Below are 17,728 nucleotides of genomic sequence, written 5' to 3'. Positions count from 1 at the left end.
TACACTCCGCTATCTTGTAAACACCAGCTCGTTGGCTTTTGTAGATTCAGCTTCACTGTATTTATAACCATCGTAATCAAAACCCTTTAATTGCTCTAGGGTTTCAACATTCTTATCTAAGATATAACGTACCATAGAACCTCTGGCTTTCTTCGCAAAGAAACTGATGATCTTCAATTTACCATTCTTAAAATCTTTAAATACAGGAGTTATTACAGGTGTTTTCAGCTTTTTGGTATCTACAGCCTTGAAATATTCGTTACTGGCTAAATTAATGAAAAGTTCATCTTCTGACATTCCTTTGTTAAGATGATCGGTAATCTTTTTACGCCACACCTCATAAAGTGTATCAGCTTTCCCTATACCTATGGAAGTTCCCATTTCCAATCGATAAGGCTGGATAAGATCCAGAGGTCTTAAAACTCCATATAGACCAGATAGAATGCGTAGGCTATCCTGCAATTTATCAAGTTTTTCTGTAGGGATCGTATAGGCATCCAATCCTGAGTATACATCGCCATTAAAAGCATAAACTGCCGGGCGGGAATTGGTTTTGGTATGTTCTGGTTCAAAAGACTTATATCTCCCGTAATTAAGATCGGCCAATTTATCGCTGATATGCATTAAATCGGAAATTTCAGATTTGCTTAATCTGGACAGTTTCTTGTTGATCTTTTCTGTAGTATCTAAAAATGACGGTTGCGTACCCCTAGTGGTAGGCAACTTACTTTCAAAATCTAAACTTTTAGCGGGGGATATAACTATCTTCATATTATTGCATATTTTTTTTTCTGATGGAAATGCTTTGCGGAATTTCCAATCTTTCACAAAAATAACATTCTTAAAGTAAGATATAAACTCCTTACCTAAGATGTTTTAAATGCAACTATTGAATGTGTTTATAATGTGCGTGAGGGATAGAGGCATTGTTGGAGCTCTCCCGGTGTTAAACCGGGAAGCGACTGCCGAAAGCCCGACCCCTTTATGGGGTCACGCCCTTATTCTTCTTCTATAAATTCCTTTTGATTTTTGGAATATGCACGCCATTTTTCGATACAATCCTGCATATCCTGTGGCAGTTCTGAGTCGAAACTCATCCATTCTTTAGTTACAGGGTGTACAAATCCAAGAGTTTTTGCGTGCAACGCTTGACGCGGAAGGATCTTGAAACAGTTATCTACAAATTGTTTATATTTAGTAAAGGTAGTACCCTTTAAAATACGCTCTCCGCCATAACGCTCATCGTTGAACAACGTATGCCCTATATGCTTCATATGAACACGTATTTGGTGAGTTCTCCCGGTTTCCAATTTACAGGAAACCAGCGTTACATAACCAAAGCGCTCAAGCACTTTATAGTGGGTTACAGCTGGTTTTCCCATTTCTTCGTCATCTCCAATATACACGGTGTTTTGAAGTCGGTTCTTAGGGTGTCTTCCAATATTACCTTCTATTATACCTTCTTCTTCTACCACATTTCCCCAAACTAAAGCAACATATTCTCTGGAACTGGTCTTCTTAAAGAACTGCTTAGAGAGGTGCGTCATGGTCTGTTCTGTCTTGGCAATTACTAGTAGTCCGCTGGTATCCTTATCTATACGGTGAACTAATCCGGGGCGCTCGCTGCTATTATTCGGTAGATTATCGATATGATAAACCAGGGCATTGATTAAAGTGCCACTGTAATTACCATGACCGGGATGTACTACCATTCCTGCCGGTTTATTTACTACCATCAAGGCATCATCTTCATACACGATATCCAGAGGAATATCTTCTGGGGTAAGTAAGAATTCGTAAGGCGGATGTTCAAAAAGTACCTGCACTACATCTCCGGGCTTAACCTTATAGTTCGATTTTACAGCGACATTATTAACATGGATATTTCCATCTTTTGCTGCCTTTTGAATTTTATTTCGAGTGGCATTCTCAATATAGTTCATCAGGTATTTATCTACGCGTAAAGGTTGTTGGCCTTTATCTGCAGTAAATTTATGATGTTCATAGAGTTCGTCATCCTGAGCTTCCAACTCCGGATCAATATTAGAATTCGTCATTAGTTGTTTCTGTTTCGGGTTCATTTATCTCCAACGTATCTTCATCCATTTCATTTCCGAAGGATTGTCCGGAATCATCACCTAACACAAGATCGATTACTGAAGTTTTCATCAGTTCATCTCCCGGTTCGATCAATTTCCCTTTATGTCTTAATTCCAGTACAGCATCTTTTGCTATATCTGGTTTGTAGCTTATGGTTCCAATTACAAACCCAAGAGAACGCAAAGTAGGTTCTGCCTGTCTTCGTGTTCTTCTAATAAGATCTGGCACTACCACTTTTCTATATCCGGAAGGATTTAGAGTAAGATAGATTTTTCTATTCTCCTTTACGTACTTTCCCGGTAATGGCACTTGGTCTATAACCGCATATCTTGGATAATCGGGATTGAAATTCGCTGAGTCGAGAATTTCATATCGTAAATCCATTTCGCTCAATTTATCTTCCACATCATCTAAAGACAAGCTGGCCAGATTAGGAACCTCAATGCGTTCATCCTGATTCGTAGTGAATTCCAGCCACTGCATGGCCAAAAAGGCAATAACCACCAAGGCAATTGCAGCTAAAACCAATTGAATTACAAAGGTCTTGCTAAAGATAAATTTAAGTAGGCTCATAGTTAAATAATAAAAAGCAAAGATATAAAAACAGGCGGGTTTTGGTAGCACCCTTGAATAGTCATATTTTTGTTAACGCAAATCAAGTGTTATTATTTAATATGAAGAAAAATATTGCCATCGCCATGGGCGGGTATTCCAGTGAATTCCGCATCTCTATTAACAGTGGGAATGTGGTTTACAAAAATCTTGACCGCTCACTTTACGAGCCTTACAGAGTTCACATTATGCGAAACGAATGGTTTGTGGTAACCGATAATGACACTCCCTACCCTATTAACAAAAGCAATTTTACGGTAAAGATAAACGACAAGACCATTGTTTTTGATTGCGTTTTCAATACTATTCATGGAACCCCTGGCGAGAATGGATTATTGCAAGCATACTTAGAACTTATTGGAATCCCTCAAACCAGCTGCGGATTCTATCAGGCTGCCCTCACCTTTAATAAACGTGACCTAATAAGTGTTCTAAGACCTTATGGCATCAAAACGGCGACCAATTACTTCTTAGATAAGGGCGATGAAGTACCGGTAGATGAAATAATTGAGAGAGTGGGTCTACCTTGTTTTGTTAAAGCCAATAAAGCGGGGAGTAGTTTTGGAGTGACAAAAGTAAAGGAGGCTGAGAATTTAGAACGCGCTACTTTGGTTGCCTTAAAAGAAGATGATGAGGTTATTATTGAATCTTTTTTAGATGGTACTGAAGTTTCTGTAGGTGTTATTACCTATAAAGGAGAGGTACTTGCATTACCCGTTACCGAAATAGTTTCAGAGAATGAATTCTTCGACTATGAAGCAAAGTATTTGGGGAAGTCGCAAGAAATAACACCTGCCAGACTTACCGAAGAGCAAACCCTGAAGGTTCAGAACATTTCAAAGATGATCTATTCAAAGTTAAAGATGAAAGGCTTAACCCGATCTGAGTTCATCTTTCATAACGGGGAACCTCATTTTATAGAAATGAATACCACCCCCGGATTAAGTGAAGCCAGCATTCTACCTCAACAAGCGGAAAAAGCAGGGATCAGTTTAAAAGAACTTTTTGGAAGTGCTATAGAAGCGGCATTAGTAAGATAACATCTATATTTAATTATATTTACCTATTGATATTGGTTTAATTATAAATTATGAGAAGAGCTGTTTTTCCAGGATCTTTTGACCCTATTACCCTTGGACACGTCGATATTATTGAACGTGCATTACCCCTGTTCGATGAGATCATCCTTGCGATTGGTGTAAATTCTGATAAAAAATATATGTTCTCCCTGGAGGAACGTCTTCGGTTCTTGAATGAAACTTTCAAGGACGAACCCAAAGTAAAGGTTGACACCTACAAAGGGCTTACTGTCGATTTTTGTAAAAGAGCTGAAGCAAAGTTTATCCTTCGCGGACTTAGAAATACAATTGATTTTGAATTTGAAAGAACCATTGGCCAGACCAACCTAAAAATGGCAGACATAGAAACCATATTTTTGATCTCTTCTTCCGGGAAAGGCCACCTTTCTTCAACCGTTGTACGAGATATTAAAAAGAATGGTGGAGACATTTCTTTTCTGGTTCCCAAAGCCGTTGTTTCCAAAGCATAAATGCTTTTCATTTTCTATTTGATATTGATTTATAAATACTTAATTTTAAGTGACTTAAAATTAATATCATGAAAAATATATTATTCATTACCGGTGACTTTGCTGAAGATTATGAAACCATGGTCCCTTTTCAAATGCTGGAAATGATAGGACATCGCGTACACGCTGTTTGCCCAGATAAAAAGAAAGGTGACAAGATAAAGACCGCTATTCATGATTTTGAAGGAGATCAAACTTACAGCGAAAAACCGGGTCATCTCTTTCAGCTCAATTATACGTTTGACGAGGTGAATGAAAAGGAATATGATGGACTTTTTTTAGTGGGAGGGCGTGCTCCCGAATATTTACGACTTAATAAACGGGTTATAGAACTCACACAACACTTCTTTAAAGAAAATAAACCCGTGGCCGCCGTGTGCCATGGCATTCAAATTCTCACCGCTGCGAACGTTGTAAAAGGCAGAAAGTTGACTGCTTATCCGGCAGTAAAACCCGAAGTTATCCTGGCAGGAGGAAACTTTCAGGATGTTGATGTTACAAAGACCGTAGTAGATGGTAATCTTGCCACTTCTCCAGCCTGGCCGGGACATGCCACCTTAATTAGGGAATTCTTAAAGTTATTAGGAACCAAGATAAGCTTGTAAAGATCAAAAGATATAATTCAATCCTATACCTGCAAAGTAATTTCGCGGATTTCCGGGATAATAATATCTGGGAGACGCACCTCCAAAACCTACAGCATTTGGTAAAATGCTAGAAGCATATTTTTCATTTAATAAATTATTTATTCCTGCCGACAAATTTAAATTCATCACCTTAAAAAGCGGTAGCTGGTAAGAGGCTTTCACATTAAGCAATTGATAAGCGTCACTAAAAAGAGAATTTGCATCATTTAAAGCAATTTGCCCAACGTTCATTAAACTGCTATATACCCTAAGAGAATTAAAAAAGGTAATATCCATACCTAAATTAAAAGTATATTCCGGAACTCCCGGAAGTTGTTTCCCTGAATAATCTATTTCATTATTCGTAAAATCTTCAAATTCAAAGAAGTTTATAGCTGAATTAAAATAGGGGTTTATTGCGATATTGTCTGAAACCAGTAAATTATAGGTTGTAAATAGTTCTATTCCATTATGATTGGTTTTTCCTGCATTTACCCCCACATAGCGGTCTTCAGCTATTCGTTGCGCGACTAATAAATTTTTAACCTGAATAGAATATAATGCGAGTTCTGTATAAAGAGCATTATTAAACCAATTCCCTTTAAAACCAATTTCATAATTAATTCCCGTTTCAGGTTTAAGCGAAGTATTTATTTCCCCTTCGGGAGTGAGTGTTTCTGAAACACTAGGAGTGGAAAAACCGTGGCTTATAGATGCGTATATATTCTTTTGGGAAGCTACTTCATAACTTGCAGCTAACCTGGGAGAAAGAACTGTTTTAAATTTATAATTTCCGCTTTGGTCTAAATCATCATTCTCAAAGATATCATTAAGCTGATACTGCGTTGTGTTAAAATTTAGTCCCATTTCCAGATCAAGAGATTTTGTAGCTTCAACTTTAAATTGTCCAAAGAAATTGACGTAACTCCTATCCTGTTCATTATTGCTTAACTGACTTCCTCGCAGGCTTCCCTGACCTTCATTTTCTTCGTATAAATTTTGAAAAGTCGCCATTTCATACCACTCCCTGTAATATTCCCCACCAAAAACAAGATCTGAAGGCAACTCAAAAAATTCAGTGAGGTACCTAAACTTTGTACGCATTCCTGTAGAAATTCGCTCTTCCTTTAGTATATCAAAAGGTCGCGGCTCAAAGGCATTTTTAAAATTAATATAAGTGGCAGTAGTATTTTTTAGTTTAGGAGCTATGTTAGTAGTATACGCAACTCCCAGCAATCCGCAATTATAAGATTCGTAACCCTTCGATTTCCCCCATGTAAATGCAGCTTTCTCCGGGGAATTTATAAAATCGTCTTCGTTTAGTGAGCTGGGAATAAATGCTTTTAAATGAGTATAATTTGCCACTACATTCAGGCTATTTCCGTTAGTGGAAGGAAATTCAATATTTACTAAACCCGACTGGCGCTTGTAAGAACCGTTATCCCTATATCCATTACTTTGCAAATCGTTATAATTAGCATACACATTTATATCTGCAGTTGCATGGGAGGCTACAATAGTATTTTTCAAAAACCCATAACTCCCAACTTGTGTAGCAGCTGAAGTTTGAGTTTTCTCGGCATTCTCACTTTTCGCATATAGGTTTATTACTCCGCCCAAGCCTGCACCGTAGAGACTGGAAGTAGGGCCTTTTATTATTTCTATCGAAGAAAGGGATTCTACATCAAGATCATCTAAAGTTAGTTCCCCCTCACCCGTTGTAAGCGGAATTTCATTTAAATAAGCCTGAATTCTATTGGTGTTATATTGTGATCTTGCGCCAATTCCGCGAATGCTTAACTTAGTAGTATTTAAAGCCCCCTGATTAACATATATCCCAGGAATGTTATTGAAAACCTGAACCATGTTTCCGGCATCAATTCTTTCTAGATCTTTCTTAGTAAGCATTCCTACCGAGGCAGGAACTTGACGTAGTTCGTTTGAAAAAACACTTCCTTTGACTATTACTTCGGAAAGCATTTCCGGCAATGGAAGAAGGGCTATTTCTAAAAGATCAGCAACAGGTATCTCTACTTTTTTAATATAATATGATTTCGCTGTAATCTCCAATCGCAAGGTCTTTTGGTTGGAAGTTATCTCAAACTCTCCCCTAGCATCCGAAAAAACAATAACTCCGGTCGTGACATCAAGAATGCGAGCATTCTCGACTACTCCCGAAGTAGTAGAATTTATTATTCTACCCTTAATTTGCTGAGCATTCACAATGGAAGCCACAGCAAATAAGAAGAGTGAGAGAAAGTATCTTTTCAATTTTTTGATATTATTCGGCTATAACTCTCCAAAGGATATTTGAATCGTCATCGTTAACTAACAAAGACCCATCAGGTAAAGTGGTTACTCCAACTGGTCTTCCATACACTTCACTTTCCTTTTCATTTGCTAAAAATCCGGTTAAAAAATCCTCCGGCTGCTGTGGAACTCCGTTAATAAAAGGCACAAATACTACCTTATAACCCGATAAATTTGCGCGGTTCCAAGATCCGTGCTGTCCAACAAAAGCTCCGTTTTTATATTTATTCGGAAATTGATTTGCTGTATAGAAAGAGAATCCTAAGGAAGCAGTATGCGCGCCAACTGCTACATCTGGAACGATAGTTTTTTCTACAAGAGCTGTATGAGGGTCGTCTTCCCATCTCGGATCTTCAATTTGCCCGAAATAAGAATAAGGCCAGCCATACCATCCGTTTTCCTTTACACTTGTTATATAATCTGGCACTAAGTTATTTCCAATCTTATCCCTCTCATTTACTGCTGTCCAGAGTTCGCCCGTAACAGGATTCCAGTCCATACCTACCGGGTTTCTAATTCCGGAAGCAAAGATACGTTCACCACTTCCATCAGGATTAATCTCCAAAATCCCTGCACGTTTCACTTCTTTGTCCATTCCATACTCTCCTACATTACTGGCAGAACCTACAGAAATATAGATCTTGGATCCATCGGCATTAGCCAGTAGATTACGTGTCCAATGATTATTATATCCACCGGCCGGAAGCTCTACTATTTTCTCACCTTTAGATTCAATTTTCAAATCACCTTCAGAATAGGGATACCTATATAAACCATCAGTATTGGCCACATAGAAGTAGCCGTTTAAAACCAGCATACCGAAGGGCTGATTTAAACCCTCCATAAAAACACCTCGATGCTCAAAAACACCATCTGTATCAGTATCTCTTAAAATTGTAATTCTATCGGCACTATTTCGGGTATTTGCCTCTACGACAAAAATATCTTTATTAGGAGCTATATAGGTCCATCGTGGATGTTTAAAGCCATCGGCATATCTCTCAACTTTAAAACCCTGAGGAGCTTTAGGGGTTTTATTTTCCGGCCAGCCTATTACTTTACTAACTTTTTGAATAGAAGCCGAATGAAAGGGTGCCGGCAAAATTAATTCCCCAATTGTAGTTTGAACGGTGTCGGGGGCTCTTTGAGATAATTCCTCTTTTCGTTTGTCATCAAGCTCCTTCATCTGTGCATTAGCACTAAATCCAACAGTCAGCAATAAGAAGCCTAAGGTAATCTTTTTCATATTTTTTTTTAATTTGAGCTTAAAAATAATCTTTAAATTAAATGAGGTGAAATTTTGAAGTCTCATTGGGTTTAATTTAACAATAGATAAGGAATATCTACTTATATATTTAGGTTTGGCAGCCTTGGTAGATTTGAGTAAGTTTATATTATTAATTGGTTCAGCTCTATGAAAAAAATAGCTATAGCGGCAATTTCCCTTATTTGCCTGATATCTTGCGATCTATCTAAGTATAAGTTGGAAAAAAAATACGATTTTGAAACCGTATTTGAGAAATCTGAAGGCAAAAAAACAGCTACTTATAAGCAGATTATCGATTTTTATCAGGAATTAGCCGAAACCTATCCTACTGTAAGCTTTGAAGAGTATGGTACTACAGATAGTGGAGAGCCTCTACATTTAGCAATTTTTAGCCCCGATGAGGAGTTCGATTTTGACAATTTAAGAGAAGACCACAATATTGTCCTTATCAACAATGGAATTCATCCCGGAGAAAGTGATGGAATTGATGCAACCATGCTTCTTTTTAGAGACCTTGCTCAGGATTCTATCAATGTGCCAAAAAACACTATTCTTGCTGCTATCCCGGTTTATAATATTGGAGGAGCATTAAACAGAAATTCTACGTCAAGAACCAATCAAAACGGACCAAAGGAATACGGATTTCGCGGAAATGCCAGAAATTACGATCTAAACCGAGATTTTATTAAAAGTGACACCAAGAACACAAAAAGCTTTGCCGAAATTTTCCATAAGGTGAAACCTGATATTTTTATTGATACTCACGTTAGTAATGGTGCCGATTATCAATATACCCTAACTCATTTATTCACTCAACACAATAAACTAGGAGGAGAACTGGGTAATTATCTTCACAAAAAAATGATGCCCTCTTTAGAAAAAATATTATGGGAACATGAATGGGATATCACCCCTTATGTGAATGTTTTTAACGCGGTGCCAGAAAAGGGTTTCACCCAATTTATGGATCACCCTCGTTATTCTACCGGCTATACCAGCCTTTGGAATACGCTTGGGTTGATGATTGAAACGCACATGCTGAAACCATATAACAAACGAGTACGCGGTACCTACAAAGCTCTTTCCTCTATTATAGATATCGCTGAAAGAGATGTTGAAACCATAAAAGACCTTCGAGCACGGGCGCAACGAAAATACCTCACAGAACGCTACTACCCAACTAATTTTAAAGTAGATAGCAGCAAAGTGACAAAACTAAATTTTAAAGGTTTTGAAGCAGAGACCATTACCAGTGAGATAACCGGTGAAAACAGGTTAAAGTACGATACAACTAAGCCTTTTACTAAGGAAACCGACTACTATAATAATTTTAAGGCCACAAACCAGATAGAAATTCCGCGAGCTTATATAATTCCCCAAGGCTGGTGGAATGTATTAGAAATTCTAAAATCTAATAAGGTGGAAATGACCGCTTTTGAAAGAGATACTACGCTTCTGGTTGAGGTATATCATGTCGACAAATACGATACTTCCAACACGCCTTATGAAGGTCATTATCCTCATTCCAATACTTCGGTGCTCACCACCAAAGACAGTGTTAAGTTCAGAAAAGGCGATATGTACATAAAAAGCTTTCAGCCTGCGGTACGATATTTATTAGAAACACTGGAACCTATTGCTCACGATTCGTTTTTCAACTGGAATTTCTTCGACAGTATCCTTCAGCAGAAAGAAGGGTTCTCCCCCTATGTGTTTGAAGATATTGCAAAAAAAATGCTCGATAAAGATCAAGCATTGAATGAAGAGTTTCAGGATAAGAAAAAAAGTGACGCTGAATTTTCCAAAAATTGGTATTCACAATTAGAATGGCTTCACAAAAAATCTAAATATTACGAAAAAGCACACTTACGCTACCCTATCTTCCGGGTGGGTCGTTAAATATTCTTTTGGAAAAAGTAATTTTATGTTAGCATAAGATTTTGTGAGGGCTTTTTGAGACTTTGCAAAGTTCTTCCACTTCACTTTCTTAATCCCTTCCGAATGTTCGGGTATCAGCTCTCCTGTATAGGGAGAATACATTTCATACCAGTGAGTGACCTTCAGCTTAAATTTATCCTTACGCTTAAAAATATGATAGGTCTTTCTAAGGAAACGTCTAATCTCAAGATCCTTCACTCCCGTCTCCTCTTCTACCTCCCTGATAGCACTTTCTTCTAAAGACTCACCTTTTTCAGTCTTTCCTTTAGGAAGGTCCCAACGTTTATTTCTGTAAATAAATAGTATTTCTTCATTATCGTTAAACACCATTCCTCCGGCAGCTGTTACAACCGGTAATTTTTTAAGCAAATGCTTAAAAAGTTTCTCTTCATCTTCATGATAAAGATTAACATATAAAAGTTCTCCGGCGTTTATTTTATTAATAATCCGCTTTAACTTTGCGGTTTTAATAGGGTAAGAGGAATAGTTCTCGCCAATATCCTTATTTGTTGAAAGAATTATTGGAATATCATTTACAAAAACTTTATACATTTGCAGTATGATTTTAAATAAAGAAACAGCGATAAAAACTGCTGAATTGCTTTTGCAAATTAAAGCAATTAAATTAGAACCACAACAACCCTTTACATGGGCCAGCGGATGGAAATCACCTATCTACTGCGATAACAGGATCATTTTGTCTTATCCTCCAATAAGAAACTTCGTAAGAGAGAACTTTGCTCGCCAGATAGAAGAATTATACGGGAAACCCGACGTTATTGCCGGGGTTGCCACGGGTGCCATTGGTATTGGAATGCTGGTTGCTGAATATATGAATCTCCCATTTATATATGTTCGCCCTGAAGCAAAAGGTCATGGCAGGAAAAACCAAATTGAAGGAAATCTTGAAAGCGGACAAACCGTAGTGGTGATTGAAGACCTTATTAGCACTGGAAACAGTAGCTTAAATGCCGTAAAAGCGCTGCAGGAAGCCAATGCACATATTAAAGGCTTACTCTCTATTTTCACTTATGGCTTCTCAATTTCAGAAGAGAATTTCAAAAAGGCAGGAGTAGACTTTTACAGCTTAAGCAATTATGAACATCTTATAGATACTGCGTTAAAAACAAATTATATTAAAACATCTGAAGCCGAGACCTTAAAATCCTGGCGTAAAGACCCAAGTAACTGGAAACCATAAAATGAATTTAGAAAGTCCACGCGTAACCGCACCAAAGAACCAACAGGAAATGTATAATTTCCTAACCAACATAGAGAACTACAAGCAATTAATGCCTAGCAGTATTGAGAAGTTTGAAGTTACTGCACCCGATACCTTTTTATTTGCTTTAAAAGGAATGCCACAAATAGAGCTTCAAATTAAGGAGACCCGTGAACCAGAATTGGTAGTATTAGGATCTACCTCTCCTAAATTCGATTTCTCATTAAGCATCGCTATTAATGCTGCTGCAGAAGATAAAAGTGAAGTACAACTCACCTTCGACGGTAAATTTAATGCCATGATGGCTATGATGGTAAAAGGCCCATTACAAAAGTTCATTAATACGCTTAGCGAAAACGTATCAAAGCTTTAAAAGAGCAACTTAAGCTCCTTTAAATCAAATTGTAAGATCTTATTATCCTCCACTTGTACTTTTAGTAGTCCGGTGGAGGTTATTCCTACAATTATCCCTGTTAACATAGAAGAGTCTTTTAATTGAAACGTAGAAACCTTTCCTTTTCTAAATAAGACATCTTCATACTCCTTTAATACTTCTTCTGCTAATGTTACCGGCAAGGAGTCCAATCTATCATTTAGTTTTTGCAAGAGCACGCTTAACACCTCTTCTAATTCAAATTGCCTTCCATTTAAGCTCTTCAAAGAGGAAGCTTTGGGTAGACCGGGAAATGAAAGCTGGTTCACATTCAGGCCAATTCCTATAATACAACTATCAATTTTTCCGGAGTTTAGAATATTCTCTATTAAAATACCTCCAATTTTAAAATTAGCTGCCAATATGTCGTTAGGCCATTTTAAATTTAAATTATAAATATTTAGTTCTTTCATGGCATCTAAAATTGCCAACCCCACACTTGCACTTAACAAAAATTGATCCTGAATAGCCAATTCGGGATTTGGGTATACCACGCTAAAAGTGAGGTTTTCACCAGCTTTTGAAACCCACGTCGCACCCCTCTGACCGCGTCCCGAAGTTTGATTTGCCGCAATAATGCAAACCGGCAAAGAACTTCTATTAGATTGATACCACTCCCTTGCAAAAGAATTGGTAGATTGGGTGGCACTAACTTTGATTATACGCATATATGAAAAGGACTTACCTAGGCGTTAATTATTTTGTTAACGACAGTAAAAAAGACTAAAAAGTAATAACTTTGCGTAAAGAAAATAATTTAATGGCAAATAAAGAAATTAACAACGATCAACTTATAGCTCACATTATAAAAGGAATTGAAGAAGTAAAAGGAAATGAAATCGATATTCTTGACCTAAGAGAAATTGAAAATACCGTTTGTGATTATTTCGTTATCTGCAGTGGGACTTCAAATACGCAGGTAAACGCCATAGTAAACTCTATCCAAAAGACAGTTAGTAAATCTCTAAAAGATAAGCCTTGGCATATTGAAGGAACCGATAATGCTGAATGGGTGTTAATGGATTATGTGAATGTAGTGGTACATGTTTTTCAAAAACATATTAGAGAGTACTATGATATTGAAAGTTTGTGGGGGGATGCAAAGATCACTTCCATTGAAACTAATTATTAAGAAACAAGTAAATTAGAATGGCTAATAAGCAAGTAAATAAAAAATTAGAACCTAAAAAACCTAAGTTTAGCGCATATTGGATTTATGCGGCTATCATTATAATTTTTATAGGAATCAATTTCTTTGGGGGTTCAGGATTCAACGAACCTGCAAAAACAAATCCGGCAGAATTTGAAAATTTTTTGAAGGCGGGCGATGTAGATAAGGTGGTTATAGTTAACCGAAATCAGGCAAAGGTATATTTAACCGAAGAGGCAAAGGCAAAAGATCTTCATAAGAAATCTAAAGAGCCAGAGCTTTTTACAGGGGGCGACAGTCCGGCTTATTCTTTTGAATTTGGAGATCTACAGAATTTTGAGAACAAAATTCAGACTATAAAAACCGAATACAATCTCGATACTATTGTAACCTATAACACTCAAACCAACCTTTGGGGTGATCTAATTATAGGAATTTTACCATTTGTATTAATTATAGGGATTTGGATCTTTATAATGCGTAAAATGAGTTCTGGCGGTGGCGGTGGCCCCGGGGGTCAAATTTTCAATATTGGAAAATCCAAGGCAAAGCTTTTTGACCAGAATACAGATGTTAAAACATCCTTTAAAGATGTTGCAGGATTGGAAGGTGCAAAAGAAGAAATTCAGGAAATCGTAGACTTCCTAAAAACACCGGAAAAATACACTGCTCTTGGTGGTAAAATACCAAAAGGTGCTTTACTAGTAGGACCTCCGGGAACAGGTAAAACCTTACTTGCTAAAGCAGTTGCAGGAGAGGCTAAAGTTCCTTTCTTTTCCTTATCGGGTTCAGACTTCGTAGAGATGTTTGTAGGAGTTGGAGCTTCCAGAGTTAGAGACTTATTCAAACAAGCAAAAGAAAAATCTCCGTCTATCATTTTTATAGATGAAATTGATGCTATAGGTAGAGCAAGGGGAAAAAGCAACTTCTCAGGTTCTAATGATGAAAGAGAAAACACTCTTAACCAGCTTCTTACAGAGATGGACGGTTTTGGAACCAATACTAATGTTATTGTTATAGCTGCAACCAACCGTGCCGATGTTTTAGATAAGGCATTAATGAGAGCAGGGCGATTTGATAGACAAATTTATGTAGACCTTCCAGATGTTAGAGAACGTAAGGAGATATTTGAAGTACACTTACGCCCTATCAAAAAGGTTGCTGAAGAACTTGATATTGAATTTTTAGCGAAGCAAACTCCGGGATTCTCAGGAGCCGATATTGCCAATGTGTGTAATGAAGCCGCACTAATCGCTGCTAGAAAAGGAAACAAAGCTGTAGGAAAACAGGATTTCTTAGATGCCGTAGATAGAATTGTTGGCGGACTGGAAAAGAAAAACAAGATTATCACCCCAGACGAGAAAAAAGCAATCGCTTTTCATGAAGCAGGGCACGCAACTGCCAGCTGGATGCTGGAACACGCTGCTCCTTTAGTAAAGGTTACTATTGTACCTAGAGGACAATCTCTTGGTGCCGCCTGGTATTTGCCGGAAGAACGTCTAATTGTTAGACCGGAACAAATGCTGGACGAAATGTGTGCTGCATTAGGAGGTAGAGCTGCAGAGAAAGTTATTTTCAACAAAATATCAACCGGAGCTCTTAGCGATCTTGAGAAAGTAACCAAACAAGCTCGTGCCATGGTAACTATCTATGGTCTTAATGACAAAGTTGGAAACTTAACTTTCTACGATTCAACAGGACAAAGTGAATATAACTTCACAAAACCATACAGCGAAAAAACTTCGGAACTCATAGATAAAGAGATATCTAACCTAATAGAGTCACAATATCAAAGAGCAATAGAATTACTAGAGGCCAATAAAGATAAACTTACTCAGTTGGCAGAAATTCTTCTTGATAAAGAAGTTATTTTCAAAGATGATTTGCAAAAAATATTTGGAGATCGTCCGTTTGCACCCAAAGAGGAAGTGCCATTAGTGACAAAGAATACAGCAGGAAATGCTGCTGAAATTTCTAATGATGATACTAAATTAAACGAAGGTTCTTCTATAAATAATTAATTTTACCGAACTATTGGAAAAAATCTTAATTTGACGTAGCGTTAAATTAAGATTTTTTACCTTTGGTAATAGGCGATATATAACCCCTTATCTCATTATGAGTCTATTTAGAAAATTTTTGAACCCCAAATCTAAATCAGACAAAGGTCAAGATGCTCCAGAGCAAACCGACCGTGGTAAATATATGCCTGATGTTAAGCTTCCTACTGATGAGCGATTTATGCTCAATTTCAAAAATAATGGCGGGAAATTCTTATACTGCGAGAACGATCAGGAAGTACAAGATGCTTTTGATAACATCTTGTTAGAAAATGATTGGTATGAAAATGAGACCTGTTGTTTTGACCCAAATTTGAGGAGTAAATTCGATAAATTCAATCTTGAATTCAATAAATCCGGAAGTTCTTCCTTCTTCCTTTCCACATGTGAATATTTAATTGCCAACGACGGCTCAATCCTTATCTCCTCTAACCAGATTAAAGAGAAAAAATTAAATGAGTTGCCAGACAACTTCATTATCCTGGCATCTACAAGTCAGTTAGTTGATACAATTGGCGAAGGCCTAAGAGGAATCAAATTCAACAATAAAGAAAGAATACCTTCAAATATCACCACCATTAAAAGTTTCGAAACTAAAAAAGAAGGTGATTTTATGAGTTATGGAAGTAGTACAAAAAACCTATATTTGCTGCTGCTGGAAGATCTATAACATATGAAGGAATCTATTATTAGGGCAATTTCGGGTTTATTGTATATCGCTATTTTGGTGGTTTCCATAATCTCCTCAGAATCAATATTCATATCCCTGTTTTTTCTAATTGGCTTTGTTTGCTTATTGGAATTGGAAAAATTATTGCGCTTAAAAAGTTATGCATTGTACTTTGTACATGCACTGTTCTTTCTGCTTTTCAGCTACATGAAATTCAGCACCAATGCCACAATCCTGTTATTGTGCATAACGATATTTGTAAATCTTTTTCTAGTTAAGGATCTATTATTCATTAGAAAGATACCTGTATTTGAAAAGAAGAAATATATCATCCTCATTTTCTATCTTATATCATCTATCATCTTCCTTACTCTTATACCAACATATACCGGGGTTTTCAATCCTGAATTGATCGTTGGAGTATTTGTACTAATTTGGACCAATGATACGTTTGCTTATATAGTAGGTAAGAATTTTGGAAAAAATAAGCTATATGAAAAGATCTCTCCTAATAAAACTGTAGAAGGATTTTTAGGCGGATTGGTGTTTAATTGCATCGCGGGTTACTTCATATTTTATTTCACTCATTACCTCAATTTTCAGTTCTGGTTGGGAATGGCAATAATATTGAGTATTTTTGGCACCCTCGGAGATCTTATTCAGTCTAAATTCAAAAGGCAGGCAGGAGTAAAAGATAGTGGTAAATTAATGCCTGGTCACGGAGGACTCTTTGACAGATTAGACAGTATCATTTTTTCTAGTCCGTTTGTATATGCTTACTTATTAATAGTTAATTATGTTTCATAAAGAAGGCTACAAAATAATTACTTCTACCGTGCTATTGTTGCTTGCGGTAAATATTATCTCTTATTTATCCATTAATACTTATTGGATAAAATTCTCTATTCTAGCGGTTAGTATCGTTATTTTAATAATGATACTTCAGTTTTTTAGAAATCCTAAACGCTTAACCCAACTCGACAGCTCATATGCGGTATCTCCAGTTGATGGAAAAGTGGTTGTTGTTGAAGAGGTATTTGAAAAAGAATACTTTAAAGATAAAAGATTACAGGTTTCTGTTTTCATGTCCCCCATAAATGTACACGTAACGCGTCACCCTGTTGGAGGAATTGTAAAATACAGTAAATATCATCCCGGAAAGTTTCTTGTTGCTTGGCACCCTAAGTCCAGTGAAGAAAATGAGCGAACTACCGTTGTGGTTGAAAATAGCGAATTTGGAGAAATTCTTTATAGACAGGTGGCTGGAGCTCTGGCCAAACGTATTGTGAATTATGCGGTTGAAGGAGAAGAAGTAGCACAAGGAAGTGATAGTGGCTTCATTAAATTTGGTTCCAGAGTAGATATTTTCTTCCCTTTAAACACCAAGATCAATGTAAAGTTAAATGATAAGGTAAAAGGCGGCCTGAGTGTAATTGCCAATATTTAAGAAAAGAACAAATGGCAAACTTTACAGAAGAACAATTTAAAAAGGCCTATGAAATGGCCAATACAACTACTTTAAAATTCCCTCCCGATATTTTATTGCATTTCTATGCGTACTATAAGCGAGCAACTGAAAAAAACGGGTTCTACAGTCCAAGAGATGAGGAAGATGTGAGAAGTGGCTTTAAAGCTAATGCGCTGCTTCAGGTAGAGAGTATAAGTCCGGAAGAAGCCAAGATCAAATATATTGAAATGGTACAAAAATATATAGGGGAAGTATAATTACTTCCCCTATTCAATTTTATCGCT

At 37.0% G+C, this 17,728-nt stretch carries 19 protein-coding genes; 12 read left to right on the top strand and 7 right to left on the bottom strand.

All coding sequences use genetic code 11. The features are described from left to right. Positions 1–9: 9 nt before the first annotated feature. The 3 genes from yaaA to L1I30_RS12305 form a co-directional block, all read right to left on the bottom strand. Entirely contained in the window at positions 10–771 is a 762-nt protein-coding gene (gene yaaA / locus L1I30_RS12315; RefSeq protein WP_236134596.1) for a peroxide stress protein YaaA, read from the bottom strand. Between the two features lie 227 nt (positions 772–998). Next, a complete protein-coding gene (locus L1I30_RS12310; RefSeq protein WP_236134595.1) occupies positions 999–2,057 on the bottom strand; it encodes an RluA family pseudouridine synthase in 1,059 nt (352 codons plus the stop codon). After that, on the bottom strand, positions 2,044–2,673 hold the full coding sequence (locus L1I30_RS12305) for a PASTA domain-containing protein (protein WP_236134594.1): 630 nt from the start codon (positions 2,671–2,673) through the stop codon (positions 2,044–2,046). Before L1I30_RS12305 ends, L1I30_RS12310 begins: the two co-directional genes overlap by 14 nt. 101 nt (positions 2,674–2,774) lie before the next feature. Here L1I30_RS12305 and L1I30_RS12300 point away from each other — a divergent pair, with 101 nt between their 5' ends. From L1I30_RS12300 to L1I30_RS12290, 3 genes are all read left to right on the top strand, one after another. After that, positions 2,775–3,752, top strand: coding sequence for a D-alanine--D-alanine ligase (locus L1I30_RS12300; protein ID WP_236134593.1), 978 nt, complete (start codon positions 2,775–2,777; stop codon positions 3,750–3,752). A gap of 50 nt (positions 3,753–3,802) precedes the next feature. Further along, positions 3,803–4,261, top strand: coding sequence for a pantetheine-phosphate adenylyltransferase (gene coaD, locus L1I30_RS12295; protein ID WP_236134592.1), 459 nt, complete (start codon positions 3,803–3,805; stop codon positions 4,259–4,261). Positions 4,262–4,329: 68 nt separating this feature from the next. Then, complete coding sequence (locus L1I30_RS12290; RefSeq protein ID WP_236134591.1) at positions 4,330–4,905, top strand: DJ-1/PfpI family protein; 576 nt, start codon at positions 4,330–4,332, stop codon at positions 4,903–4,905. 3 nt (positions 4,906–4,908) lie between these two features. On the opposite strand, the gene L1I30_RS12285 is transcribed toward L1I30_RS12290, so the two are convergent. Together L1I30_RS12285 and L1I30_RS12280 are read right to left on the bottom strand one after the other, a co-directional pair. After that, on the bottom strand, positions 4,909–7,197 hold the full coding sequence (locus L1I30_RS12285) for a TonB-dependent receptor (protein WP_236134590.1): 2,289 nt from the start codon (positions 7,195–7,197) through the stop codon (positions 4,909–4,911). A 10-nt stretch (positions 7,198–7,207) separates the two neighbouring features. Beyond that, complete coding sequence (locus L1I30_RS12280; RefSeq protein ID WP_236134589.1) at positions 7,208–8,482, bottom strand: PQQ-dependent sugar dehydrogenase; 1,275 nt, start codon at positions 8,480–8,482, stop codon at positions 7,208–7,210. A gap of 168 nt (positions 8,483–8,650) precedes the next feature. Here L1I30_RS12280 and L1I30_RS12275 point away from each other — a divergent pair, with 168 nt between their 5' ends. Further along, on the top strand, positions 8,651–10,402 hold the full coding sequence (locus tag L1I30_RS12275) for a M14 family metallopeptidase (protein ID WP_236134588.1): 1,752 nt from the start codon (positions 8,651–8,653) through the stop codon (positions 10,400–10,402). Here L1I30_RS12275 and L1I30_RS12270 read toward each other — a convergent pair. Further along, positions 10,370–10,993 (bottom strand): NUDIX hydrolase, encoded by a 624-nt coding sequence (locus tag L1I30_RS12270; RefSeq protein ID WP_236134587.1) that lies wholly within the window; start codon positions 10,991–10,993, stop codon positions 10,370–10,372. The genes L1I30_RS12275 and L1I30_RS12270 overlap by 33 nt on opposite strands. 7 nt (positions 10,994–11,000) lie before the next feature. Between L1I30_RS12270 and pyrE the strand changes: the two genes are divergently transcribed. Both pyrE and L1I30_RS12260 read left to right on the top strand, forming a co-directional pair. Beyond that, positions 11,001–11,642 carry an orotate phosphoribosyltransferase gene (gene pyrE, locus L1I30_RS12265; RefSeq protein WP_236134586.1) on the top strand — a complete coding sequence of 214 codons (642 nt, stop codon included), beginning with the start codon at positions 11,001–11,003 and terminating at the stop codon, positions 11,640–11,642. Position 11,643: 1 nt separating this feature from the next. Then, positions 11,644–12,036: an SRPBCC family protein gene (locus L1I30_RS12260; protein ID WP_236134585.1), complete on the top strand. Its 393-nt coding sequence runs from the start codon at positions 11,644–11,646 to the stop codon at positions 12,034–12,036. On the opposite strand, the gene L1I30_RS12255 is transcribed toward L1I30_RS12260, so the two are convergent. After that, complete coding sequence (locus L1I30_RS12255) at positions 12,033–12,764, bottom strand: biotin--[acetyl-CoA-carboxylase] ligase (RefSeq protein WP_236134584.1); 732 nt, start codon at positions 12,762–12,764, stop codon at positions 12,033–12,035. The genes L1I30_RS12260 and L1I30_RS12255 overlap by 4 nt on opposite strands. Before the next feature lie 92 nt (positions 12,765–12,856). Between L1I30_RS12255 and rsfS the strand changes: the two genes are divergently transcribed. The 6 genes from rsfS (at position 12,857) to L1I30_RS12225 (ending at position 17,701) form a co-directional block, all read left to right on the top strand. Beyond that, a complete protein-coding gene (gene rsfS, locus L1I30_RS12250) occupies positions 12,857–13,228 on the top strand; it encodes a ribosome silencing factor (protein WP_236134583.1) in 372 nt (123 codons plus the stop codon). Positions 13,229–13,245: 17 nt separating this feature from the next. Next, positions 13,246–15,267 carry an ATP-dependent zinc metalloprotease FtsH gene (ftsH, locus tag L1I30_RS12245; protein WP_236134582.1) on the top strand — a complete coding sequence of 674 codons (2,022 nt, stop codon included), beginning with the start codon at positions 13,246–13,248 and terminating at the stop codon, positions 15,265–15,267. A 97-nt stretch (positions 15,268–15,364) separates the two neighbouring features. Continuing rightward, a complete protein-coding gene (locus L1I30_RS12240; RefSeq protein WP_236134581.1) occupies positions 15,365–15,976 on the top strand; it encodes an LUD domain-containing protein in 612 nt (203 codons plus the stop codon). Positions 15,977–15,979: 3 nt separating this feature from the next. Further along, a complete protein-coding gene (locus L1I30_RS12235) occupies positions 15,980–16,783 on the top strand; it encodes a phosphatidate cytidylyltransferase (protein ID WP_236134580.1) in 804 nt (267 codons plus the stop codon). Then, entirely contained in the window at positions 16,773–17,423 is a 651-nt protein-coding gene (locus tag L1I30_RS12230) for a phosphatidylserine decarboxylase family protein (RefSeq protein ID WP_236134579.1), read from the top strand. Before L1I30_RS12235 ends, L1I30_RS12230 begins: the two co-directional genes overlap by 11 nt. A gap of 11 nt (positions 17,424–17,434) precedes the next feature. Beyond that, a complete protein-coding gene (locus L1I30_RS12225) occupies positions 17,435–17,701 on the top strand; it encodes an acyl-CoA-binding protein (protein WP_236134578.1) in 267 nt (88 codons plus the stop codon). Positions 17,702–17,728 lie beyond the last annotated feature (27 nt).

This window comes from Gillisia lutea, assembly GCF_021568705.1.
Taxonomy (GTDB): domain Bacteria; phylum Bacteroidota; class Bacteroidia; order Flavobacteriales; family Flavobacteriaceae; genus Gillisia; species Gillisia lutea.
Note: the sequence above shows the minus strand (reverse complement) of the source record. Positions and strands in the feature narration are given on the sequence as shown.